The 23579-nt window shown below is 41.5% G+C and carries 19 protein-coding genes; 7 read left to right on the forward strand and 12 right to left on the reverse strand.

Annotated features, from left to right (window positions below):
- Nucleotides 1-98 precede the first annotated feature (98 nt).
- The 3 genes from CXF72_RS01305 to CXF72_RS01315 all read left to right on the forward strand — a co-directional run bounded on the left by CXF72_RS01305 (nucleotide 99) and on the right by CXF72_RS01315 (nucleotide 2433).
- Entirely contained in the window at nucleotides 99-1025 is a 927-nt protein-coding gene (locus CXF72_RS01305; protein ID WP_101036204.1) for a DUF2589 domain-containing protein, read from the forward strand.
- 119 nt (nucleotides 1026-1144) lie between these two features.
- Entirely contained in the window at nucleotides 1145-1879 is a 735-nt protein-coding gene (locus tag CXF72_RS01310; RefSeq protein ID WP_101036206.1) for a hypothetical protein, read from the forward strand.
- 2 nt (nucleotides 1880-1881) lie between these two features.
- Nucleotides 1882-2433, forward strand: a complete 552-nt coding sequence (locus CXF72_RS01315; protein ID WP_101036210.1) for a hypothetical protein — start codon at nucleotides 1882-1884, stop codon at nucleotides 2431-2433.
- Between the two features lie 548 nt (nucleotides 2434-2981).
- On the opposite strand, the gene CXF72_RS01320 is transcribed toward CXF72_RS01315, so the two are convergent.
- The 5 genes from CXF72_RS01320 to CXF72_RS01340 all read right to left on the reverse strand — a co-directional run bounded on the left by CXF72_RS01320 (nucleotide 2982) and on the right by CXF72_RS01340 (nucleotide 8206).
- Nucleotides 2982-3623 carry a class I SAM-dependent methyltransferase gene (locus tag CXF72_RS01320; protein WP_101036211.1) on the reverse strand — a complete coding sequence of 214 codons (642 nt, stop codon included), beginning with the start codon at nucleotides 3621-3623 and terminating at the stop codon, nucleotides 2982-2984.
- Between the two features lie 311 nt (nucleotides 3624-3934).
- The gene (locus CXF72_RS01325) at nucleotides 3935-4876 is read right to left on the reverse strand and encodes a 2-hydroxyacid dehydrogenase (protein ID WP_101036212.1); all 942 of its coding nucleotides are present in this window, start codon (nucleotides 4874-4876) and stop codon (nucleotides 3935-3937) included.
- Between the two features lie 855 nt (nucleotides 4877-5731).
- Nucleotides 5732-6241, reverse strand: a complete 510-nt coding sequence (locus CXF72_RS01330) for a hypothetical protein (RefSeq protein ID WP_101036213.1) — start codon at nucleotides 6239-6241, stop codon at nucleotides 5732-5734.
- A gap of 122 nt (nucleotides 6242-6363) precedes the next feature.
- Nucleotides 6364-6666 carry a hypothetical protein gene (locus CXF72_RS01335; protein WP_232784849.1) on the reverse strand — a complete coding sequence of 101 codons (303 nt, stop codon included), beginning with the start codon at nucleotides 6664-6666 and terminating at the stop codon, nucleotides 6364-6366.
- A 649-nt stretch (nucleotides 6667-7315) separates the two neighbouring features.
- The gene (locus CXF72_RS01340) at nucleotides 7316-8206 is read right to left on the reverse strand and encodes a LysR family transcriptional regulator (protein WP_101036220.1); all 891 of its coding nucleotides are present in this window, start codon (nucleotides 8204-8206) and stop codon (nucleotides 7316-7318) included.
- 560 nt (nucleotides 8207-8766) lie between these two features.
- Between CXF72_RS01340 and fdhD the strand changes: the two genes are divergently transcribed.
- Both fdhD and CXF72_RS01350 read left to right on the forward strand, forming a co-directional pair.
- Nucleotides 8767-9696 (forward strand): formate dehydrogenase accessory sulfurtransferase FdhD, encoded by a 930-nt coding sequence (gene fdhD / locus CXF72_RS01345; RefSeq protein WP_101036225.1) that lies wholly within the window; start codon nucleotides 8767-8769, stop codon nucleotides 9694-9696.
- A gap of 9 nt (nucleotides 9697-9705) precedes the next feature.
- Entirely contained in the window at nucleotides 9706-12021 is a 2316-nt protein-coding gene (locus CXF72_RS01350; protein ID WP_101036226.1) for an FdhF/YdeP family oxidoreductase, read from the forward strand.
- Nucleotides 12022-12444: 423 nt separating this feature from the next.
- Here the strand turns inward: CXF72_RS01350 and CXF72_RS01355 are convergent, their stop codons facing one another.
- The 3 genes from CXF72_RS01355 to CXF72_RS01365 all read right to left on the reverse strand — a co-directional run bounded on the left by CXF72_RS01355 (nucleotide 12445) and on the right by CXF72_RS01365 (nucleotide 18549).
- On the reverse strand, nucleotides 12445-13422 hold the full coding sequence (locus CXF72_RS01355) for a hypothetical protein (RefSeq protein WP_101036227.1): 978 nt from the start codon (nucleotides 13420-13422) through the stop codon (nucleotides 12445-12447).
- Between the two features lie 517 nt (nucleotides 13423-13939).
- Nucleotides 13940-16615, reverse strand: coding sequence for an aconitate hydratase AcnA (gene acnA, locus CXF72_RS01360; RefSeq protein WP_101036228.1), 2676 nt, complete (start codon nucleotides 16613-16615; stop codon nucleotides 13940-13942).
- Between the two features lie 353 nt (nucleotides 16616-16968).
- Nucleotides 16969-18549: a BCCT family transporter gene (locus tag CXF72_RS01365; RefSeq protein WP_101036229.1), complete on the reverse strand. Its 1581-nt coding sequence runs from the start codon at nucleotides 18547-18549 to the stop codon at nucleotides 16969-16971.
- 606 nt (nucleotides 18550-19155) lie between these two features.
- Between CXF72_RS01365 and CXF72_RS01370 the strand changes: the two genes are divergently transcribed.
- Nucleotides 19156-19695 carry a hydrolase gene (locus tag CXF72_RS01370; protein WP_101036230.1) on the forward strand — a complete coding sequence of 180 codons (540 nt, stop codon included), beginning with the start codon at nucleotides 19156-19158 and terminating at the stop codon, nucleotides 19693-19695.
- 1048 nt (nucleotides 19696-20743) lie between these two features.
- Here the strand turns inward: CXF72_RS01370 and CXF72_RS20100 are convergent.
- The 4 genes from CXF72_RS20100 to CXF72_RS01390 form a co-directional block, all read right to left on the reverse strand.
- Nucleotides 20744-21178, reverse strand: coding sequence for a tyrosine-type recombinase/integrase (locus tag CXF72_RS20100; protein ID WP_332870218.1), 435 nt, complete (start codon nucleotides 21176-21178; stop codon nucleotides 20744-20746).
- On the reverse strand, nucleotides 21100-21591 hold the full coding sequence (locus CXF72_RS20105; protein ID WP_332870219.1) for a tyrosine-type recombinase/integrase: 492 nt from the start codon (nucleotides 21589-21591) through the stop codon (nucleotides 21100-21102). Before CXF72_RS20105 ends, CXF72_RS20100 begins: the two co-directional genes overlap by 79 nt.
- A gap of 108 nt (nucleotides 21592-21699) precedes the next feature.
- Entirely contained in the window at nucleotides 21700-21924 is a 225-nt protein-coding gene (locus CXF72_RS01385) for a site-specific integrase (protein ID WP_101036236.1), read from the reverse strand.
- 451 nt (nucleotides 21925-22375) lie between these two features.
- A complete protein-coding gene (locus CXF72_RS01390; protein WP_101036237.1) occupies nucleotides 22376-22582 on the reverse strand; it encodes a hypothetical protein in 207 nt (68 codons plus the stop codon).
- A 340-nt stretch (nucleotides 22583-22922) separates the two neighbouring features.
- On the opposite strand from CXF72_RS01390, the gene CXF72_RS01395 reads away from it, so the two are divergent.
- On the forward strand, nucleotides 22923-23426 hold the full coding sequence (locus tag CXF72_RS01395) for a hypothetical protein (protein WP_101036238.1): 504 nt from the start codon (nucleotides 22923-22925) through the stop codon (nucleotides 23424-23426).
- Nucleotides 23427-23579 lie beyond the last annotated feature (153 nt).

Here is a 23579-nt window from a genome sequence, read left to right on the forward strand (position 1 = left end):
TTGTTATCAATACTAAGTTTTTATTTTATTTTAAACCCTATTGGAGTGCACCAGCAAAGCATTCGATTTGCGCTAATGTTAAATGCGAGGAAAGTATTATGGCTATTTCAAATTATTCCCCAGGACAGGAACTTTCAAGTATAGATTTCCAAAGTATGATCGGAGGGCCGCTGGGCGCGATAGTAGATGCACAGGCTCAGGCGGCTCTTTCAACCGTTGATTTTATAAAATCAGTCGGCTTTACGCCGGATTCTGAGGATGAGACAACGGGTGAAGTGACGCCTGGAACACCCGTTTATGTTAATTTTAAATATCCTAAAATGGTCTCGCCTTATGAAGCGGCTATAAAAGGGAGAATTACGAGTATTGCGGTTACTAGTGGGGGATCAGGCTATACCCAAGGTGCTGCAGTCACTATTGCAGGAGTCGGGACTGATGCCAGAGCAACAGCGACCGTTGATGGCAGTGGTGTAATAACAGCGATTAATGTGACCAACGCTGGCAGTGGTTATGACGGAAGTACTACCGTTTCTGTTGCTGGTGGTACAGGACTTACGGTAACTGTTACAACTGAAGATAAAGATGCGGTGCCAGCTGTGTTTGATGAAATGCAGTTGGAAGTACCTATTTTGACTATGTTACCTATTCCGTTTATTAGAGTGGAAGAGGGGGAAATTAATTTCAATGCGAAAATAACGTCGATGGAATATACCCGTGTTGGTTCTGAGTTTAAAGGATCGACGAGTTTTGGATATAACTCGAGTACATCGGGAAGTATAAGCGGTGGCTCCGGGGTGATCACATCACTTTTTGCAAAATCCAGTGCTAAAGCCAAATACAGCTCATCGGTTAACTTCAAGGTTAATGCTTCTTATCAAAGAACTAGCAGACAGGGCAGTAAAGTTGATAAGACCTATCAACTTGGTGTGAAAATTAAGATTTCCCAGGATGAGATACCAGCGGGTATGGAAAAACTACTGGGTATTTTGGAAGATGCAATCGTTGCTCAACCGACAGGAAATTAAAGATGGGTCATTATGGAAACTCGAGAGCCGAGTTTTCATCATAAATGCCTGATCCAGATAACTGCCGAATGTAGTATCAGTTGTCTGGGTTAGGCATTTTTAAACTACAAGGAAAGAGTATGCCAACGTTAAAAGATTATTTAGGCTCTCTGGTAAAAGATTTGAACTATGCACGGGTTATCGCCGATGTGGAGTCTGCCAATATTGCCAAGATGTACGCTGAAGATGAGTTGTTAAGGCATTTCTCCATTCCCAGAATGAAGATCGATGATACAGAGTTAACCATACCTATTGCTATCGATGAACTGGAAATGACTGTTGAAAAAGATTACCAACCCATTGATAACACATCATTTTATGCCATTACCTATGCAGAGGTAAAGAACGTGTTTAAAGTGTCGAGCTTTAATAGAGAAATTTCAACGTCTTTAAGAAAGTCGATTTATTTGCAAATTGATAGTTTGGAAAAATCAATAAAAAGTGGCGCAGAGATAAAAATATCTTTGGATAGTTTTATTGAAACGGTGTCTGATATAGCAATAGAAACGATCATCAGTGATAAAAAAGGGCGTGTTATTTTTGATGAAATACTTAAAAGTAATAATGTTAATGATCAGATGATCAAAGAAAAGCTCATGATAAATTTGGTAAAACAGCTTCAACCTGCAATAAAAAAAAGAGCCGTAGCTGGAAAAATTGACAGTGCCATAGTAACGGTTGAGAGTGATAAACTTAGAGAAAAAAAACCAGAAACGCTGCTTTACATTAAAATGAAGATTACTGAAGAGAGTATGGAATGGCAGGTGATGGAAGATGCTGATGGTAATATAGTCTCCAAATTGATGGTGGAGTAATCATGAAATACTCCTACATAGACGCGTATGAGGATTTGCTAAAGCAGTGTTTATTTATCCCTGAGCTGGTCACAAAATCAGCCAATAAAGAGTTGATTTTTCTTGAAAATTTTAATCAATGGTTGCTTGATACTGAACAGGTAATGAAAAAATATAATATTTCCAAGTGTGCAGCAATGGCTGGTTTGCGCAGCAAAATTATTGCTGCCTCTTACGCCACTGAGCCCAAAATATCTAAAAAGAAACGGCAACTGGCAGTTGCAACTTCCATTATTTATGAAGCTCAGAGTACGGTATTAAGTGTTTTAGAACCGATAGAAGGTCGTATAGAAGAAGCAAGAAATGCTATACGCCAGTTGTTAGGCGTCGCCTACCAGTCAAATATGACCAATCGGCAGCTGAGTTTTAATCGAATGATCCGCAAACTGTGGGCTGATTTTTCAGCTCATGAGCAATTAAAAGGTGCGATTGCGAGCATCTTAGTGCTGGTAAACCAATCCGATGCTTTGAGAATTTTGGCGGAGGAGATAGATATGTCTATGCTAGGAAGGTAAAAAAGCGCGACATCCAAACCTTGTTTTAAGACATAGGCTGCTCTAATTTTTATTAGAGCATAAAAGCAGAGGTTTCTACTTCCAAGTAGCTCAGTGAAAATTTAAGCTACTACCGCGCCAATTGATTAATAAGGTCAAGCGAATTTCTTATTTCGACTTTTTACAGAGGTTCCCTCAGCCCGTAGGGTGCGCTCCGCGCACCGATTGCCGCGGCTTGCGGTGCGCGAAGCGCACCCTACCGATAACATAATAGCAATTCTATTAATTAACTTATCATGTCGACTCAATCCATTGAACTAGAGAGTTTACATTCTCTCTAGATCACGGATAAAAATATTCCACGCTCGCTACATTTATTAATAGAAAAAGTATTAATAAAGTGATCATATTTACTCGTCAAATTCATCCTGACGGCTTTGTTAGCGTCAATTTTTCCTTTCAAGCAAGTGATCATAAACTTAATGATTTTGGTATCATAAGCTGAGTTATCAAATCCTGCGCATTAATACCAGCATCGCCAAGTGAGTAATAAAATTTCTTATTCCGGCTCACGATAGAGGTTTCCTCAGTAAGACCACATCATTTCCAATGAATTCTAATTCAAGCTTGTCACGCTTCGCCAGATAGCGAAAAGTCGCCTGACTAAAAAAGCTGACATGGGTAGGGTCATTTTTATAGTGCCAGCGCGAAAATGCTTCAAGGTCTATCACCTGTTTAGTCATTATTCCTATCCAGCCACCCGGCTTAACTAAGCTTAGCCATTGCGACCATATATTTTTAGGATCATAAAGGTGCTCTATTACTTCTGTCGCAGTTACAAAATCATAGGTTTTTTTCAGTACATCGGTATCGGGCTGATAGTAAATGTCGTATAACGCAACCTTGTGTCCGGCTTCGCGGAGCACATGTGCCAATGCAGGGCCCGGTCCACAGCCAAAATCCAATCCTGCAGAGTCCGACTCTATCCTTTCAAGAAGAGGTAAGGATAAGCGCGATAAAAAGCGTCGATACCCCTGATCATCGGGGTTATTCTCATGCTGATCATAGTGGGCTTTCTCACTCTTCGCATTGAGCCTCTGCTCCTCGGGTACAAAGACTAACTCACAGCGGGAACACTGAAAATAGGAACGATTCTTGTCCTTAAAATAGAACTGAGTCTGATTTGATGAACATAAGGGACAAAGATGCATTAAGACTTCCTGTTATTTAAAATGTGTAAAGCGCCGTGTAGAGAAAATTTAAGCGACAACTCTTCTGAAAAGCAGCCATGCTCGCTGTTGTCGTTTGTGCGCAGCGATGGCTGAGACTCAAATTCTCCGAAGAGCAAGCAAAAACCGGCCTGTTTTGACGGCGCTAAAATTAACTAATTTGATCCGCTATTACAAGGTGCTTCTCAGCTTAGTTGAGCATTTAGGGGGCGCTGAAAAAATATTGGCGTTATGTATGATCAGTTTATCTGAAAACTTGCCCTATTATTGCTAAACAATATCAATATCAGCAATCAATAACCTTGCTCACCGTCGACTGCATCGGGAATGATATTTGTTGCACGATAATTTGTTATATTTTTAGCCACAATTTCAGCCGCGCTGTTGATATTTGTTGGCCCCGAAATATGCGGTAAAACGGTTATGTTCGAATGCTGCCAAATCACGCTTTCAACGGGCAAGGGTTCCTGCTCAAAAACATCCAGTACAGCATGTGCAATATGTGACTCATCCAATAGCGCTAATAATGCCTTGGTATCGACGACTGCCGCGCGTGAGAAATTTATAAAGCGGCTTCCTTTGGGTAAATTCTTTAATAACTCACCATCAATAAGGTGGTGAGTAGCGGGTGTTAAGGGCAGTAAATTGACCAAAATATCCGTTTGACGCAGCATTGACTGCAAACCGGATTTTCCGGTGAAATGTTGGCCATTAGTAAGTTGTTTTGCGCCGCGGCTCCAACAACAAACGGGGTAACCATGTCGATTTAAGATATCGACTGCTGCCATGCTCAGTGTGCCCGCACCCAATACTGAAACACGTGTTTCCTGAGGGCTTTTATAGGGGATTGGCAGCCATTTTTTTTGTGCTTGCTGTCGAGCGTATTCAGGCATGTTGCGCTGTAAATAGAGAGTCCACGCAAGTACTGCTTCAGCCATGGTTTGGGTAAGGTGCGGATCATTTAATTTGACCAGCTTTATTCTGTCCAGAGGTAATGTGGTGGCCAGCTTTTCAACACCAACCCATAAGCTTTGAATCCAGATTAAATTGGGAAATCGCGTGATAACTTCCGGATCGGGATTGGCCACTATCGCAATATCAATCTGTTGTGCCTGAACCGCTGTTATCTGATTGGGTAAAAGAATTTTTTCATTGTCTAATCCTTTCTGTAATACCGCTAACCATTGTTGCTCGATTTGTGTATCCATATTGGTGATCAGTGCAATATATTTCATTAATGAACAACCTTGATATTTTGAAAAAAAGCGTAACGTCAAAAGTCTAAAGAAAGCACTTTATCTATTAATAATGGACTGTACAACGATTGTATTACAATAGAAGCAAGTCGCTCTAGATTAAGTTTGCATTATATGTGCATGGCTTAATTTCATCATCCCCTTCAACAAAGCCGCTAGGATGAATTTTAATAGTCAATCTGATCACTTTATTAATAGGTTTGGTATAAGACTCTGTCAAGAGATTGAATCGACATGACAAATTAATTCTTGGAATTGGTCTTATGTTATCGTTAGCGCGCACCGGAAGCGGCGGAAATCGGTGCGCGGAGCGCACCCTACGGGCTGTTCCATCGCCAATGTCTTGCACAAGGCAGGCAATTACATTCGATAATTTAGCCCATTTTGTATTTAAAGATTATGTACATATAGTTAATCAGGTTAGTCGAGGATGGAATAACGTTAGTCATCAGGTAGAAAAGGTAAAAACACTCTGCCAAAGGGAGTGGGAAAATTTGAACACTTAATTAATGCGTTTGCTATAACTCTAGATGGCGATCATGGAGATTCGCAAGAAAATCTACTCTTTTGCCAAGCAGTTTAGCTAGCGGCTGCAATATACCAAAAGGCCCATTGCTGTTGACGGCTATGGGTGCATCGCCGAGGGCATGGCCGGCAATGTACGCTTGAAGGCTATGTTTTGGATGGCAAACTGTGTGTTTATGGGGTCGTTGATCCGATTTACTCTTTACAATCATCCCAGCGACTTTGTGAGCGTAAATTTTTCCTTTGAAGCAAGTGATCATAAATTTAATGCTTTTGGTATTACTTTTAATATTTGCTTTATCTAAGGGGCTAATTTTTCTTCTGTGCTGCTTTTTTGGATTTTGAAACCGCAGGTTTAGCTTTGGTTTTCCGCTCCGAAACAGCCTTTTTTGTTTCATTATCTTCCTGCTTGAGCGCTAGATCGGCTTGTTCTTTAGCTGACGCTGCCTGTACCTCTGCTGGCGGCTCTAAAGGGTAATCAACTTGTCCCTTGGCAGATGCTGCTTGTTCATCTGCCGGTGGCTCTAAAGGGTAATCGGCTTGTCCCTTAGCAGGCGCTGCCTGTTCATCTGCTGGTGGCTCTAAAGGGTAATCGGCTTGTCCCTTAGCAGGCGCTGCCTGTTCATCTGCTGGTGGCTCTAAAGGGTAATCGACTTGCGATAGGCCAGACCCTTTATTTGCGCCAATATCCTTTACTTTGGCAGGCACAGCTTCCGCGTCTGGACTGGGTGTCTTTGATATTTTAAAACTTTTATTTTGGTGAAAATTTATATCCATGGGGGATAAAATGGGATCTATTTCCATTGGGGACTTGCTCATGATAAATCTCCTTGTAAGGACGTACAAAGCTTTTAAAAAATTGATGATTGCTCTACAAAACCTAATAAAAAGAGGGGGATAATTTTTCCCCTCTCTTTTGTTCAAAGGTATCCTTGAGTTTGTTAGCCCAAATTAGCTGAGATTTCGGGAGCGAATTTTATATCACCCCGAATTTCAGGAACAACCGTGGCAATGCCCATGTACTCTTCACTACCACTTTCTTGATTGCCAAAATCCCAATTTCTGCGCAACACTAAAGTTCGACTTGAGCTTCCATTAGGACGTATCCACTGCCTGCCTATTGTGCCAACGAAATCATCAAGATTACCAATAGAAGACCAATGAATGCTGCCGTCAGGTAACATATCAAAGAAGTCTCGGCCATCATCCCGCTCGACGACAAAGCCGGATACGAGATAAAACATATTTTCTTGACGCTCACGCGCGGTCCAATTAACTCGAATGGTTAACTCTGCGAACTCTGTCGCGCTACTGACTCTACCGACTCTGAGCCGGACACTTGTAATACTTGCCATGATAAACCTCCTCAATCTAAGTAAAGGGCTAATTCGATTTAACATTCATCGAACCACACGTCGGCAGTACATAATTTGGCAATATTGCGTACAATTTCAGCGTTTTCATTGCGATTATTTCCACACCGACTAATAAGAGTATAGGAAGAACCAAAGCCATTAACCAAAAAAAAGACAAAAAATACCGGACAGAATCGGAAAAATATTTGGCAAGATCGACAAATGTTGATTTGCAACATAATATTTTCTGTTGCGCGAATATCCCTTGTTTATACGGGGTTCAACCTGAGCGGCAGGGCAATCCTGGGTTGATTCGGCCACTGGTTTTATAGGAAGGCATTGACTGTGAAATTGAATTGACTATACGATTTTTAGTTGCTGATCCCTAATACTTTATACTTTCGGAATATATTCGAGCATCATATTTTATAGGGCGCACATTTCATCCAACCTATGCTTAGCGAAATTCAACTGCCTAAATAAGCAGCATTCACTATCCCGATTTCACACCAGGCACGCTTTTTCTTAGAAATAAACGTTAATCATATTCTTCAGTGGAGTTCAGATATTGAATACACAAATCGAGAAAAATCTGTGCTTGAGGAGAGATGCTCTTATCTGCCAATTTAAAAATACCAATTTGGCGTTTAAGCGGCGGATCTGTCAAGGGGATCCAAATCAAGCGGTTGTTGTTGGTCGGGAAAGCAAGCTTGGGCAGTGTCGTGATACCGATCCCCAATTCTAATACCGAGAATAGCGAGGTGAGGTTGTCTATCGAGTAAAGCGCTCGTTCGCTAAGGACGCGTGCGGGTGTTGGATCCAATAAGGTCGAGGTGCCGTTTTTAATAAAAGGTTGTTTTAATAATGCTTGCCATTTTACTCCCTGTGGGTGTGCTGCGATTGGATTCTCTCGTGAACACACCACGCCGATCGGATCTCTTATCAGTGGTGTAAAATCTATCGCATCGTCTGCAATATTAGAGCTGTTTCCAATCGCTAAATCCACTTCTCCTGCGAGTAATCTAGCTTCGACTACGGGCGCATTATCATCAATTAAGCTGACTTCTACATTTGGATACTTTTCGCAAAATGCCTCCAGCACACTTGGAATCAGCTTGCCTGCCACGGAAGGAACACTTGCTATTCGGACTCGTCCCTGTTGTCCGGCCGCCGCCGTCCGTAAATCATTGACTAATGAGCCATAAGCATTCAGGAACAGCATTATTTTTGGTAAACATATTTTGCCGAATGGAGTGAGTGTCGATTTGTTTCCAGTCTCAAAAAGGGGGTGACCGAGTCTTTTTTCCAGCTCTTTTATTGACGCAGAAAGTGCCGCTTGAGAGCGATTTGCACGATTTGAAGCGGCTCTAAACCCGCCTTCTTCGACTACCATCACAAAATGATTTAATTGCTGGAGTTTGATATTCATGAATTCGATTCCTTGTGAAGCATTTAATTACTTTGCCCTTGGTAGAGTGATAGATTTTTCTTGTCAAACGAACGAATTTTACCGTTTGATTGATCACTAGTCAAAGAGTAGTCTGCAACTTTGTTGTTACATATTTGTCAAATTATTGTTAAATGTTTTTTTTAAAAGTTAAGACCTACAATAAAAACACTCAGTTAAAACGTAACTTTCGCTTTAAAAACAATGATTTGACGTAGATAACATAAGTTGAAAATAACAATTCTTGGTGTCATGAATATTTATGTGTTGCATTCTGCATTGATATTTTTAAGGGGAATAATAAAAACGATTGCATTTTACTATCTTGTAACTGAGCGGATTTTGTTGTGTCTATATTGCATTGTGGTTCTTTTAAATCTTGCTGATGGCATTCTACAAATAAATGGCAAACAGCAATGCCATTGTCTTATCGAGTGAGCACTTTTTTCATGATTTTTTTTGAATGTAAAAAAATTGTCGAGAAAAGGCCGCGCAGATCATATCCGTTTTTAAAGTCAACCTATGGGGAGTGAAGTAAGTTTATGGCTGAGCAGAAAGTAAATCAGGACGATTATTGGTTAGATCATAAGGATTCAGCTTTTAAGGTTAATTCTAATCAAAATACTCCGAGTGTAGTGACATGTTCCCGTCAGCAGATAAATGGCACACAAGTGAGCCTTTCTATTGATTCAGTGATTGTTGAAGAACCCTTACAGATTAGTCTGATTTATAGCGACAGATTAGGCCATGAACAAGAGCGAATTTACTTAGTGACTATGCGTACACCGGGTGACGACCTTAATCTGGTGACCGGGCTATTGTTGGCCGAAGGTATTATCAAAAAAGCCTGCGACATTATTGGTATCAATGATCTATTAGATGCGAATGAAATTTTCCGAAATAAAATAAATGTACACTTATCAGCGAATGTGGTTGTTGACTGGGCATTAATCAATAGAGATACAACCTCATTCTCCAGTTGCGGGGTGTGCGGTAAATCATCAATACAGTCTTTAGAGCTACGCGATATTCCCCATTTAGACACGGCTGAACACTGGTTACCGGGTCATCTTATTCCTTATTTCGGCGATCAACTGCGTCAATATCAAGCGATGTTTATGCAAACGGGTGGAGTGCATGGCTGCGGCTTATTCGATGCTAAAGGCGCTTTGTTATTAAGCTGTGAAGATGTCGGGCGTCATAACGCCTTAGATAAGTTGATCGGAAAATTAGCACGCAGCCCGAAGCTTGATCAGCAACAAAAAATTGTCTTCCTAAGCGGTCGAATTAGCTTCGAGTTAGTTCAGAAAGTCCTTGTTTCCGGCATTTCGGTACTGGTTGCTGTCGGGGCGCCCTCAAATCTTGCTATCAATATGGCAAAACGTTTCAATTTAACACTTATTGGCTTCAGTCGTAATGGTGGATTTAATATCTACCATGGTGCTTTCCGTTTAAATCTGACCACAGAATAGAGAATTAAAATGACAGTTAAAAAATATACAGGATCGGCCGGTGGCTGGGGAGCCCTATTAAGTACTACTAAACATTTGGTGAAAAGTGAAAATGTTGCCCATAACATTCTAAACTTACTAAAAACAAATCAGGACAAAGGGTTCGATTGCCCCGGCTGTGCATGGGGCGAATCTACAGAAAAAAGTCGCTTTAGGTTTTGTGAGAATGGTGCGAAAGCCGTTAATTGGGAAGCCACAAGCCGCCGTGTTACGCCGGAATTTTTTCAACAACATAGGGTAAGTTGGTTAACCCGGCAAAGTGATTACTTTTTAGAGTATCAGGGCAGGTTGAGTCATCCTGTTCAGTACAATCGCGACACTGACTGCTATCAAGCTGTTAGTTGGCAGCAGGCTTTTACGCTGATAGCCAAGCACTTAAATACCCTTGAGTCCCCTGATCAGGCCGAGTTTTATACCTCCGGTAGGGCGAGCAATGAAGCGGCCTTTTTATATCAACTTATGGTGCGAACATTTGGTACTAATAACTTTCCTGACTGCTCCAATATGTGCCATGAAGCAACCGGGATAGCCTTGAAAAAATCCATTGGTGTCGGTAAAGGCACAGTTAAAATGGAAGATTTTGAAGATGCCGATGCTATTTTTGTTTTTGGTCAAAACCCGGGAACAAACCATCCCCGTATGTTAGATACACTGCGTCAGGCATCACGTCGGGGGGCAGCTATTGTCACTTTTAATACTTTAAAAGAGCGAGGCTTAGAGCGTTTTACTAATCCTCAATCGGTGACCGAAATGCTCACTAATGGCTCGACACAAATTAGTCAGTGCTATTTCAGGCCTAAACTCGGCGGCGATATGGCCGTCGTACGCGGTATGGTTAAAGCCCTTTTTGTGACTGAAAAAGCAGAATTGGCCGCCGGGCGCTCGCCCATATTTGATCATGCCTTTATTGAAGAACACACTCAAGGAATTGAGCAATACTTAAAAACGGTTGAGGAGACACCGTGGAATGAGATCACCGAGCAGGCTGGCTTATCACAATCTGAAATAGAACAAGCAGCCGGCATTTATCGTCAATCCAAGCGGGTGATTATTACCTGGGCGATGGGCATTACTCAGCATAAACATTCGGTGAAAACCATTCAAGAAATCACCAACCTGCAGCTATTGTTTGGACAATTAGGGCGACCGGGTGCGGGATTGTGTCCGGTGCGCGGGCACAGTAACGTGCAGGGCGATCGCACTATGGGTATTGACGAAAAACCGAGTGCTGCGTTTATCGACAACCTGTCGCATGCCTTTGATTTTCAGGCCCCTTCAAAACCCGGACACAACGCGGTTGCAGCTATCAAAGCGATGCTTGCGGGCGAAAGTAAAGTATTTATTGCTTTAGGCGGGAATTTTGCGGCCGCAACGCCGGATACATCCTTAACTCAACAGGCACTGTCGAACTGCAGCTTGACGGTGAATATCGCAACAAAATTAAACCGTACGCATCTTGTTCCGGGGAAAGATTCGCTTATTCTACCTTGTCTGGGGCGCACGGATATTGATATTCAGGCATCGGGTGCACAAAGCATCACCGTTGAAGACTCTTTTAGTATGGTGCATGCCTCAGCTGGAGTGGTCGAAAGTGATACTGGCGGAATGCGCTCGGAGCCGGCTATTATTGCGGGTATAGCCGAAGCAACTTTGGGCAAACAGCCGATAGACTGGTCTTGGGTCATTGAAGATTACAGCAGAATCCGCGACCTAATCGCAAAAAGTATTCCCGGGTTTAGCGATATTAATAGCAAGATAAAACAGCCGGGTGGTTTTTATCTTGGGAATAGCGCTGCTGAGCGGCAATGGCAAACGCCCTCTAAAAAAGCACAATTTATGGAGCATGATTTACCGCTGCATTTACTGCCCGCAAACCTGCGGGAATTAAGTAAGGATCCGGTGTTCGTCTTACAAACGATGCGTTCACACGATCAATACAATACCAGCATTTATGGTTTTGATGATCGCTATCGCGGTATTTTCGGTGAACGCAAAGTCCTTTTTATTAACGCCAATGACATCGCTGCATTGGGGCTGAAAAACAGCCAGTTAGTCGATATTGAATCCCTTTGGCCCGATCGCATTGAACGTAAAGTTTTTGGGTTTAAGCTGGTGGCTTATGATATTCCGGAGGGCAATACGGCAGCTTATTTTCCTGAAACCAATCCCCTGATGTCCATTGACGGAAAGGGGGATTTGAGTGACACGCCAATTTCAAAAGCGATTCCTGTGGTTTTAAGCGCGACGCTATTGAAGAGTGATAAAATTGATGTTGTTATGGCTTAACTTAGTGTTTCAGTCATAAAACCGGCTGATTACTCAGCCGGTTTTATGACTAAACTTTCGATAAACGCTCATTTTATCAATCATCCGGGGTTAGTTTCGGCCTATATTTAGGTTAAAGTCGGTTTGACAGACTTTAATCGGCCTGCAAAGAAGCCCTTTAAAGCTATGTGGGTGATAAAAATAAACACCAGCATTCTAGCATTTCAGCGTTCCAGCACTCTAGCACTTCAGTATTCCAGCGTTTCAGCGTTTCAGCACTCCAGCGTTCTAGCATTCTAGTATTTCAGCGTTCTAGCATTCCAGCATTCTAGCGTTCCAGCATTCTAGCGTTCCAGCGTTCTAGCACTCCAGCATTCCAGAATTCCAGAATTTTAGCACTTCAGCATTCCAGCAACCGCACAGCCTGAAGGCTCAGTTCCCTTGTTATGAGTCGGTAGAATCCGTCGCTTGTTTGGCTTTACTGGTTAAAATACCGGGGATCATTTTTTCAGAAAATCCCGCCAGCAAACACCACACAATCAGTAAAGATAAACCCTGCGCAGGTTGCGCTAAGGTACCAATAGCATAGGTCGATTCCACTGCTTGAGAGACCGCATAAGAATTTTCGGATAACAGATTGATGCTTTCTTTATATTGTAAAAGCTCTTCGGGAGTATGAATAAATTCAGGAAAGAATGCGCCACTTAACAAGCCGGACTGCACGAGGTAAAACATAATTAAGCCTGCTCCAGCACCTACCACTGCACGAGCAAGAATATAACCTAATTGACTGATAGCACGTACCTGATCAACCGTTGCAGCTTGCATGCGAGATTGGATTGATGTGAGTTGGCTAAAACCGGCCCCCAAAATACCCGCCGTTGCTGCGGTAAAAGTATAATAAAAGCGTAAATTTTCAAATTCCAGCGAAAACAATACACGTGAAATAGAGGGGCTGAAAAACAAAAGAAAGGCACATAAAAAGGTCGCCACAATATTTCGCCGCATACGGTTCTCATTAAAGCGGACAACGCGCTTGGATTCTATAACCCACTGCAGATCGAAAACTAAACGGCTCATTAATGAACGTATCACGGCCAGATCAGCTTCTTGCCTTTGTTCTTTGTAAAACCCTGCTATCTGCGTCGGCAAATTATCGACTTCAGCCAACCGGCGCTGCCATTCCGTGACCAGTTTAACGTCATCATAGTAATCGACCAATGCCAGCTCCACCCGATTGGCCGTCGCCCATGATAACTCGGCATCAAGCTCACTCTCCAGTCTGGTTAACTGTTCCGATGAAGCGGCGCCGCTGTCCATTAATCGATTAATAGAGGCACGTAAGTTTTGATAGGACTGATTGAGCAAATATTGCTCACGCTGAATTAACTGATTGACCGTAAGTATGGCGCTCACTTGCATCTCTCCCATTGGCAGAGCTGAAAACTATAAAGAAAATTGAGGTGTTTTTGTGACTGACGCTTGAAAAATTATCCTGCATTTTCAATGTAGCCTTCGGTTTACTCTGGACATCCATCTGGCACTATGTGCAACTTCAGACGCTACAATAAGCGATTTTATAGTTTTTCAGTTCTGTTATTGTTATCAGTGGTAAAGCACCATCATTCCGAATTTTAATCTGTGATGAAAGTGCTATTAAAATCAATAACACTAATCTTAATCTACATTTTGGAAAAAACCCCATTCTGAGCAGTCATTTACAAAGATAAAGGATGACAATGGCGAGATGATAGGGACGATCAAGGCTAGCAATTTTTCGAATAGATCAAAATCAAATAGATCAAAAAAATTGTAACAAAAAAAGGGTGATCATAATGATCACCCTTTTGAACTCATCAGCAGGAAAAAGGAAAGGCTTCAAAAGCCTGACATTGATCGCCGATTTTTTATCGCAAAGAATTTTTATCTTACAACACTATTATCCTTTAGCAACTATGCGGTTAAGCACATAAGTGAGTACACCGCCTGCGCGGTAATAATCAACCTCAACGGCTGTATCAAGCCGAGACAACACTTTAATTTTACGTAGCTTACCGGACGGATAATGAATAACCGCATCGAGTGTTTGATTGGCACTCATTTCACCCTCTAAACCCATAATATCAAAGGATTCATCACCGCTTAACTGCAACGATTTACGATCTTCACCTTCCATAAACTGCAAGGGTAATACACCCATTCCAGCCAGATTAGCTCGATGGATGCGCTCGAAACTCTCGGCAATAACCGCTTTAGCACCCAGCAGTAAAGTGCCTTTAGCGGCCCAGTCCCGGCTCGATCCCATCCCATATTCTCGACCTGCAATAACCACACTGGATCTTTTTTCCTGCTGATAATGCATGGCGGCATCAAAAATGAACATGGCTTGCGACTGACCCTGTAAATGGGTGTAACCGCCTTCCTTATCCGGTGTCATCTCATTACGGATGCGAATATTACCAAAGGTACCGCGCATCATAATCTGATGATTGCCACGTCGTGATCCGTAAGAGTTAAAATCGGTTTCCTTAATCCCGTGATCGCGTAAAAACTGAGCGGCGGGGCTGTCTTTGGGAATGGCACCTGCGGGTGAAATATGATCCGTTGTAACCGAATCTCCAAGCATAACCAGAATAGGCGCATCAACAATATTACTAAAATTATCGCGATATTGTGGCTCAAAAAAGGGCGGTTGCTGAATATAGGTGGACTGATCGGAAAACTCATAATTGGCATCACTCCCAGACTGGATTGCCTGCCACTCTTTATCACCGTCAAATACGGCGCTATAACGCTTTTCGAACATTTGATGACTGACACTTTTGAGCAACTCGGCGATTTCCGCATTACTCGGCCAGATATCTTTTAAATAGACCTTTTCACCGTCACTGCCGGTGCCAATTGGATCCTGACTGAGATCGATTCGAGTGGTGCCGGCCAGCGAGTAGGCCACCACTAAAGGGGGGGATGCTAACCAGGAAGCCTTAACCTGTGGATGAATTCGTCCTGCAAAATTACGGTTGCCCGACAAAACCGCACTCGCGATAAGATCGTTTTTCTCAATACACTCCTGAACAGGCTTTGGTAGAGGGCCTGAATTACCAATACAGGTAGTACAGCCATAACCCACCAGATTAAAGCCGAGTGTATTTAAGGATTGTTGTAATCCTGTTTCCACCAGATAATCGGTCACTACCCGTGAGCCGGGGGCAAGTGAGGTTTTAACCCAGGGTTGTTTAACCAATCCTTTTGCCAGCGCTTTTTTAGCCAGCAGTCCGGCTGCCAGCATAACCGCAGGATTGGAAGTATTAGTGCAGGAGGTAATAGCGGCGATCACCAGTGAACCATGATGGAGCGATTGATCACTGTCATTGATTGGAAAGTCGGTGGTTTTTTGCGGCCCCTTTCCTTTGAGATCAATAAAGTCATCGGTCGCCGTTTTTAACTGGCGCATCGGGACTCTGTCCTGCGGCCGGTCTGGTCCTGCAAGGTTAGGTTCAATATCGCTCATATTAAGAGACAAAGTATCGGAAAAATCAGCCACTGGGCTAGTTTCATCACGCCACAATCCCTGCAATTTAGAATAAGCCTCAACCAGATCAATAGATTGTTGATCACGACCCGTCAATTGTAAATAATTCAGGGTTTGCTGATCGACCGGGAAAAATCCGCAGGTAGCACCATATTCCGGTGCCATATTGGCGATAGTCGCGCGATCGGCTAAGGGTAAATGCGCAAGACCGGCACCATAAAATTCGACAAATTTGCCGACCACACCGTGCTTTCTTAGCATTTGAACAACCTGTAGCACCAGATCCGTTGCGGTGATCCCTTCTGCCAATTGGCCCGTCAGTTCAAATCCGACTACATCGGGGATCTGCATGGAAATGGGTTGCCCAAGCATCACCGCCTCGGCTTCAATTCCGCCAACGCCCCAACCTAAAACGCCCAGCGCATTAATCATAGTAGTATGGCTATCGGTACCAACCAGGGTATCAGGATAGACCAGACACTCATTTTTCGTTGTTTCGTCCCAGACCACTTTAGCCAGATATTCAAGATTAACCTGATGACAGATGCCGGTGCCGGGCGGTACTACGCTGAAATTTTCAAAGGCCTGTTGCCCCCATTTTAAAAACTCATAACGTTCTTTGTTGCGCGCCATTTCGATAGCCACGTTTTCATCAAAAGCGGATTTGCTTGAAAACTTGTCAACGTTAACCGAATGGTCGATTACCAGATCAACTTTGGCTAAGGGGTTTATTTTTTGCGGGTCAAGTCCCTGTTTAACTAATGCGTTACGCATAGCTGCGAGATCAACAACGGCCGGTACGCCGGTAAAATCCTGCATTAAAACGCGCGCAGGCTGATAGCTAATTTCGGTCGTACTGCCTCGCCCTCGACTGTCGGCGAGCGCTTCAATTTCTTTTCTGCTGCCGCCATTATCCTGTTGATGGCGTAATAAATTCTCCAGCAACACTTTGATTGATACGGGCAAATTTGTGATCGAATTGTCACCCGCTAGTTCGCCTTTGTTTATCGCATAATAGCTATAAACTTGACCATTTACCGTGAAAGTATTTTTAGCATCAATATTAATTTTATTTCCAGACATAATCTATCTCCTTGATAAACCAACTACCTTTAATATAACCAACACGACCAACATAACCTATCTTGTTAAAAAACTCACTATCTATCTATTATTCGGGGAAGATCTCCAGGTTAACTATTTCAAAAAAAAAGGTCATTCCAGCGGGTCAGAAAATGGGACAGATTATTGATATTAATATGTATTATTATTTAATTTATCTGTTTTCTGGAAAGAAACGTAGCCCATCAGCAGAATGATTCTGCGCGGCGTGATAATCAATGGGCACGCTTTGATTTTTTACGTTTACAAAAAAAATCGCTCTCAAACATAAGCTGAGAGCGATTCTGATTTTACCCTATGGTTATTTAAGGAGCTTATTTGTATAAAAGGCGTTCGCTGTTTAGACCTTTAATCAGACTAACGCACATCAATAGCAGCACAAAGGTAAATGGCAGGGCAGTTACAACAACACCAGACTGTAACGCCTGCAGTGCTTCTTTGCCGCCGATCCAAAGCAAAACTGCTGCGATGGCGCCCTCGACTGTTGCCCAGAAAATGCGCTGCGGAATAGGCGCGTCTATTTTTCCGCCTGAAGTGATACTGTCGATCACCAGTGAACCGGAATCCGATGAGGTGACAAAGAAGATCAGTATCAATACAATCGACAGAACTGAAATCGCAGAGCCAAAGGACAATCCATCATAGACATGAAATAAGGTAAGGGAAATATCCGTCAAACCATTGGCACCCAGCTCACCGACCTTATTGACGACCTGATCGATAGCGATGCCACCGAATACTGCCATCCAAATAAGAGACATCAGAGTAGGGATCACGATCACGCAAAACAGGAATTCACGTACTGTACGACCTTTAGAGACGCGGGCTATAAACATGCCGACAAAGGGTGACCATGCAATCCACCATGCCCAGTAGAAGACTGTCCAGCCGTGCATCCAATCTGTGTCATCACGACCGCCGGGGCTGCTCAGAGGAATAATGTTTTTTACATAAGCGATAAATGTTTCCGGAATGGAGGTTTTCACAATATCAAAGCCGATATAAGTCATGAACACCAGCAGAGCCAATGCAAACAGCATATTGATATTACTGAGTAATTTAACGCCACCTTCAATGCCGCGAATAACGGATAAAATGGCAATAAAAGTGATGAATGCAATAATGATAAGCTGCATACCAATGCCGCCGTCGGTGCCAAATACATGGTTGATACCGCTGGTGGCCTGCATCGTGCCCAGGCCAAGCGACGTTGCCAAACCAAACAGAGTGGCAAGTACTGCCATAATATCAACTATATGTCCTAACCAACCCCAGGCTCTATCGCCAAAAATAGGATAGAGAATAGAACGCATGGACAGTGGCAGTCCTTTGTTATAGGCAAAAAATGCCAGTGACAGCGCGACAATGGAATAAATAGCCCAGCCGTGTATACCCCAGTGAAAGATGGTCGACGCCAGAGCCAGCGATTTAGCTTCGGGCGTATACGCCTCTACGTTAAACGGGGTGCCCCACCAGTCAGTAAAGTATGCAGTCGGTTCAGCGACCCCCCAAAACATAAGGCCTATCCCAATACCGGCGGAAAACAGCATCGCCAGCCATGAAGCCATAGAATACTCAGGCAATGCATCCTTGCCGCCAATACGGATCTTACCAAGGGGTGACAGCATTAATACAAAAGCGAAAATAACGAAAAAGTTGGCAGACCACATAAAGAAGATATCAAAATTATCGATGATGCCATTCTTAAGGCCATTTATAGCATCTTTAGCGGTAGTGGGATCGACGATAAGAAGTGCAGAAAGCAGTAGGAAAATAAGTCCTGCGCTTATTCCGAATACGGGGTTATGAATATCGAATCCCCATTTTTGAATGTTGTCTTGACCGACGGTATAGTCAGTCGTTTCTATACTGTATTTATTGAATGTGTTATTCATCGAAGGTACTCATCATATTTGTCCTTTAATATTGTTAATCAAAAAGTAAACACGGAATAGTCGTAGCAGTCAAAGTGATTAGATCACTAACTAAAAATTGGGCGAAGAATACTAACAATTTCAGCCGTAAAAATCAATTAACAATAGCGTTGTGGGCTACCTATATTGTTTTTATGGTCGGTTTATGTGTTTTCATACTTTGTACTCTAAGTATTTATTATGAAATGAATTCGGTCTGAAATACTCGTGCCAGATAATATTGATGAGTCGAATTCTGGGGTAGAGGTGGTTACGAGTTGAAATGCTAAGTAGGGCAAGGGACTGATCGCGGCTTCGCACTTTGTCTGGCATAAAAAACCTTAGATGCATGCTAGTCATTGCTTTTAGCATTAATAAAGAGTCTGTGTTTCCACCGGAAAATCGGCAATTTATTGCCTTGGCTTATGATCTGTATTTGCTTTTTAAAGACAACTTGTTGATAGAACTATAAATACAAGTAATTTAAACGGATATTATAACTCTAGTTAAAATTCTTCTTTCTACCTGAACATATCGTTTAGCAATATAACAAGCGAGAATAAGGTAGTAAGCTTTAAGGAGGCATCTATGTTAAGAAAAGAAAATACCGGTCTTATTATAATCGATATACAAGGTAAACTCGCTGGTTTGGTCCATGATAGTGAGGCTTTGCTTGCAAATTGCAAAAAACTCATCAAAGGCGCTCAAGCGCTTGATTTGCCAATAATATGGCTTGAACAAAATCCCGACAAACTGGGTCCAACTGTAGAGAAGCTTAGTTCCCTGCTGAAGACGCAACAGCCAATCGCCAAGTTTACCTTTGATGCCTGCGAAGAGCCCCAATTTATGCAGGCCGTCCGTACAGAAAATGTAGACACATGGCTTATTTGCGGCATTGAGGCACATATTTGTGTTTACCAAAGCGCATTAAATCTAAAGCGCACAGGTTTTGAAGTGCAATTGGTTTCTGACTGTATTTCTTCACGTACGCTGGCCAATAAAAATCTGGCAGTCAGCAAACTGCTTAATAATGGCATTGAGATAACGGGATTGGAAATGTGCCTCTATGAACTGCTTAGGGATTGTCGAGCGGCAGAATTTAAAGAAATACTGGGTTTAATTAAGTAGTGAAAAAGTTTTTGGGATACCTGTGTTTTTATATTTTAGTCCTGTCATCTTTTGTTTAATAACGTTCTATTTTGAATGACGAAGCCACCCAAGCTTGTTGACTTGCTAAAGTTGATAGCGCATCGCTTATTAGTAAAGCTTTGGTTGTCCCATCTTTTTTTTGAGCGTCATTCTCGAGATGTTTAGTCGAGAATCTCAATGAGTTTTTAACCTAACCGATTTGATTGGTTTGTAAGCCTTCGCTTGTGAGCGCTTGGTGTGATTTTTTTGTTGTTATTCCGCCCTGACGGCGTGTAAACGATGAGAAACCGAAACGCAGTTTCGCAGTTCGAGGGAGCCATGCTCTTTGCACAGCCAAAGAAAAGTAACCAAAAGAAAGGCTGCCCCGAGCCATTTTTTTATATTGAAATGCCCAACCGCTTTTTAACGCACCACCTCAGACATTACGTCCCTGTTCTGGCTGAGGCTAGAGAAATCTAGGCCGAGCCTTCTCATAAACCTAAACTATCGTTTAATTCGCTCCATGTTTTCTCTTGCTAAAGCAGTCGTTCATTTCAATAAAAATGGACGGGGAATCCGTAGCCGCATTAGTTTGGTTTAACTTTTTTTGGTATTCCGTCCTGACGGGGTGTAGATGATAAGAAACCTAAACGCAGTTTCACAGTTCGAGAGAGTCATTCTCTTTTAACAGTAAGAAAGATAGAGTTTTTTTCGTAACACTATTTTGGCGCATAACTCATAAGCCTGAGCTGCCGCTCAATTCGCCTAGACGTTTTTTATTCTTGCACTGCCCAACCGCTTTTTAACGCACCAGTTCGGACTGTGCAGAGCCGAACTTAGTGGAAAACAAGGGTACGCAGAGCTTAGCCCGCTTATAATCCTGAACTAGTGTTCAATTACTTCAGCGTCCTGCCCTGCGCCTTTCAGGTCGTTGTCGTAAATTCCAACGTTCAAATTTGTCGCTCCATGTTTCCACTTGCTAAAGGAATTGATTGAGCAAGAAAAGCGGTCGGAAATTTTCGTAGCCGCATTGGTTTGGAGTTCTAATCTATTGAATTAATGATGAAATATAAGTGGATGTCCAATCTTTTTTTATTAAATCCGATAGAGGACTTCTTACACAGTTAGCACCAGCTTGTAATACATGTGTATAGATCTGAGTGGTACGGAGATCAGTGTGTCCTAATTGCTCTTGTACCGTGCGAATATCTGTACCACGCTGCAATAAGTGTGTTGCAAAAGAGTGTCGTAATGTATGGCAAGTAACTTGTTTTTTAAAGTCTAAAGTACGTGCTGCATTTTTTACTGCTTTTTGTATATTACTTTCATGCATATGGTGACGTCTTAGATTTGCAGTGCCAGGTTCAAATGACAGCTGTGTAGAAGGAAATAAATAGTGCCATTTTAGTTCTTTAGCTGCATTCGGGTATTTACCTGCCAGCGCATGAGGTAAATATACCCCTTGATAATCGGTCCGTTGCATATCTTGCTGATAATATAAATTAACTTTAGCAATCTGATTCTGTAATGATTCTGTAATGATTCTATTAATTCAGGTGCTAATGTTACGCTGCGGTGCTTTCCTCCTTTACCTTGCCAAATATTTATTGATAGATAATCAAAGTTAATATCTTGAATTCGTAAATTGACTGCTTCCATTAATCTTAATCCACTGCCATATAAGAGGTAACAAGGTAATGTTACTGAACTCGATAGAGACTTAAGTAATAGGCTAACTTCATCAATAGTTAATACGACGGGTAACTTAGGCTGCGTATTTGTTCTTTTAAAGTTGAGTGATAATGTTAAGGGGTTATCTAAGAATTCTCGGTATAAATAAACTAATACCAAAAGAATTAATGAAGTGATCAAGTATTGCGCAGGAAAAATTAACACTAACAAGGCCTGAGTTGCAGGAGATAGTTGTTCTCACTTCAAAAATCAGAACGCGGTTAGGGATGATTTTAACCAGCAAGGGTGATCACCTTTTTAGTTCTTTTGGTATCATGCATTAAGCGCTAATGCTTGCGTTTTTGGGGCTACTTTTTTGCTATTGGCGAGGTATGAAAGGAACGCTTCTACTTCAGCATTATGGCATTCGAATGGGTGCTTCTTATTATTAAAGTAAATATAGGACTTTATCCAATAGATATAAGCCTTGATTGTTTTTTCTGCATAGAATTTAACACGCATACTTTCTGCTACGGCATTTAAAAATGGAGACTTCATTTATTTCTCCGCTGTTATTTTTTACATGATCTTATATACAGTATATGCGTTATTCCGTGTTTCTGCCGTTAATATGGACTTTTTCCATCTATCAGCATGATAACTATTTGATTAACCATTTTAATTATTTGATTTTATGATGAATAAATGTATTGTGATATAAATTTTAACAAATTGATATCTTCCGTATTTCCACCGTAAATATGGAATTTTTCGGTTTAATACGCTGTTATACAACTCCCACTTCCACAACTCTTTGTAAACATCACATCAAAAGGTTATGATGTTTTGAAACTAACATGTCTCTAAGAATCACCTAATTAAAAGGATTTACATATGTCAGAAAATGAGAAGCTAGACCTTATCTTAAAGGAGATTAAATCCCTTAAAAGTAAACTTTCAGAAGTCATGGATTATGTAGGTGATACAAATGATCGTATTTACAAAATAACTACTGAGAAAGAAGAGAACGACTCTTAAATCTTTCATAATGCAGGGTTAGTGATAATTCATAAGCTAAAGATGTTGCAAAGTCACCCAAGCTTTGGTCTTTAGTTTCATTTAACTTACCTTTCAAATAATTACCCTTAGCATCGTCTACACTTGCCACTTTATTTAAAACAGTTTCTAGATTTATTCTTGTCAGTGTCATACTCATAATTATATTCCTTCTATAAAATCTTAATTTAAGCTATACAAACGTTGTATAACAAGCAATTGCAGTGGACTTATATTCACTACGCTCATATGCCACTGAATATGGGCGTTATGATTCAATGTTGTTTAGTTAATGTATTACTACTATAAAACTAATCCATTGCAATATGTGATCGCTTAAGTTGACATTAATTTTAGGACATGCAAAAATTGTTTCGCGTTCAAGGCACGCTAGCAGATCCGGATCGCGAAGCAAAGGCAGCCTATTTATTCTTAATCATATATACAAATTAGCTTATTTAGCTTGCGGGTCAGCCAAAATTTAAAGCTATGGAGTTTATATGTATCTTACCCCAGAGTCATTCATTACAAATCTAAAACGTGCCGCTAAAATAGAAAAACGAGCACAAAATCAACATAATCATACATTCTTTTTGGATAAAATTGCATCTGTATCAGGTTATAAAAATTGGGCTTTACTCCATAAAAACCTAGATAAAGTTCGCTTTGGTGGACCTCAGTTTCGAGAAATTAGAAAAATAGTAAATTCTCGTTTAGTTAAAGCAGTTCCTAATGCAATTCAAGAATATGTAATTAGCGATCTAAGATCTTATTTGAAAGGGAATTTTGAAAAGCTTGCAGAATTTTCCATGCCTGATTCAAGTTCTACCAACGGTTTTTCACATCCTTCTATAGATTTAACTGCTAGTATCACTGAAAATTTTAGTGATATTTACCCAGAATCACTTTTGCAAGTAGCAATAGACGTTTTAGAAAAAGAAGGACCTTGGTGTATGGATGATGGTGATATTTATTTTGAAGAATTTGGCTTAAGTGATTGGTAGCTATATGTGGATTCTAGTAAAGTTGTCATTAATTTAAGTTTACGATAAAAATCATAACAAATAAGGATAGGTGTCGCGCAGCCGACACCTTATCTGGTTGTTGAACAAGCCCGTGCCTACTTATTTATAGTAAATTGTGGGATCTGTATTGGC

The organism is Psychromonas sp. MB-3u-54 (assembly GCF_002836415.1).
Taxonomy (GTDB): Bacteria; Pseudomonadota; Gammaproteobacteria; order Enterobacterales; family Psychromonadaceae; genus Psychromonas.

Excerpts from the sequence above, each read along its gene's own strand:
- CXF72_RS01340 (WP_101036220.1), bottom strand. The coding sequence starts at position 8,206 with ATGAATATCAAACTCCAGCAATTAAATCATTTTGTGATGGTAGTCGAA.
- CXF72_RS01395 (WP_101036238.1), top strand. The coding sequence starts at position 22,923 with ATGTATCTTACCCCAGAGTCATTCATTACAAATCTAAAACGTGCCGCT.
- CXF72_RS01355 (WP_101036227.1), bottom strand. The coding sequence starts at position 13,422 with ATGCAAGTGAGCGCCATACTTACGGTCAATCAGTTAATTCAGCGTGAG.
- CXF72_RS01305 (WP_101036204.1), top strand. The coding sequence starts at position 99 with ATGGCTATTTCAAATTATTCCCCAGGACAGGAACTTTCAAGTATAGAT.
- CXF72_RS01335 (WP_232784849.1), bottom strand. The coding sequence starts at position 6,666 with ATGTTTTATCTCGTATCCGGCTTTGTCGTCGAGCGGGATGATGGCCGA.
- CXF72_RS01325 (WP_101036212.1), bottom strand. The coding sequence starts at position 4,876 with ATGAAATATATTGCACTGATCACCAATATGGATACACAAATCGAGCAA.
- CXF72_RS01315 (WP_101036210.1), top strand. The coding sequence starts at position 1,882 with ATGAAATACTCCTACATAGACGCGTATGAGGATTTGCTAAAGCAGTGT.
- fdhD (WP_101036225.1), top strand. The coding sequence starts at position 8,767 with ATGGCTGAGCAGAAAGTAAATCAGGACGATTATTGGTTAGATCATAAG.
- CXF72_RS01310 (WP_101036206.1), top strand. The coding sequence starts at position 1,145 with ATGCCAACGTTAAAAGATTATTTAGGCTCTCTGGTAAAAGATTTGAAC.
- CXF72_RS01365 (WP_101036229.1), bottom strand. The coding sequence starts at position 18,549 with ATGAATAACACATTCAATAAATACAGTATAGAAACGACTGACTATACC.
- CXF72_RS01370 (WP_101036230.1), top strand. The coding sequence starts at position 19,156 with ATGTTAAGAAAAGAAAATACCGGTCTTATTATAATCGATATACAAGGT.
- acnA (WP_101036228.1), bottom strand. The coding sequence starts at position 16,615 with ATGTCTGGAAATAAAATTAATATTGATGCTAAAAATACTTTCACGGTA.
- CXF72_RS01320 (WP_101036211.1), bottom strand. The coding sequence starts at position 3,623 with ATGCATCTTTGTCCCTTATGTTCATCAAATCAGACTCAGTTCTATTTT.
- CXF72_RS01350 (WP_101036226.1), top strand. The coding sequence starts at position 9,706 with ATGACAGTTAAAAAATATACAGGATCGGCCGGTGGCTGGGGAGCCCTA.
- CXF72_RS01330 (WP_101036213.1), bottom strand. The coding sequence starts at position 6,241 with ATGAGCAAGTCCCCAATGGAAATAGATCCCATTTTATCCCCCATGGAT.
- CXF72_RS01390 (WP_101036237.1), bottom strand. The coding sequence starts at position 22,582 with ATGAGTATGACACTGACAAGAATAAATCTAGAAACTGTTTTAAATAAA.
- CXF72_RS20100 (WP_332870218.1), bottom strand. The coding sequence starts at position 21,178 with ATGCAACGGACCGATTATCAAGGGGTATATTTACCTCATGCGCTGGCA.
- CXF72_RS01385 (WP_101036236.1), bottom strand. The coding sequence starts at position 21,924 with ATGAAGTCTCCATTTTTAAATGCCGTAGCAGAAAGTATGCGTGTTAAA.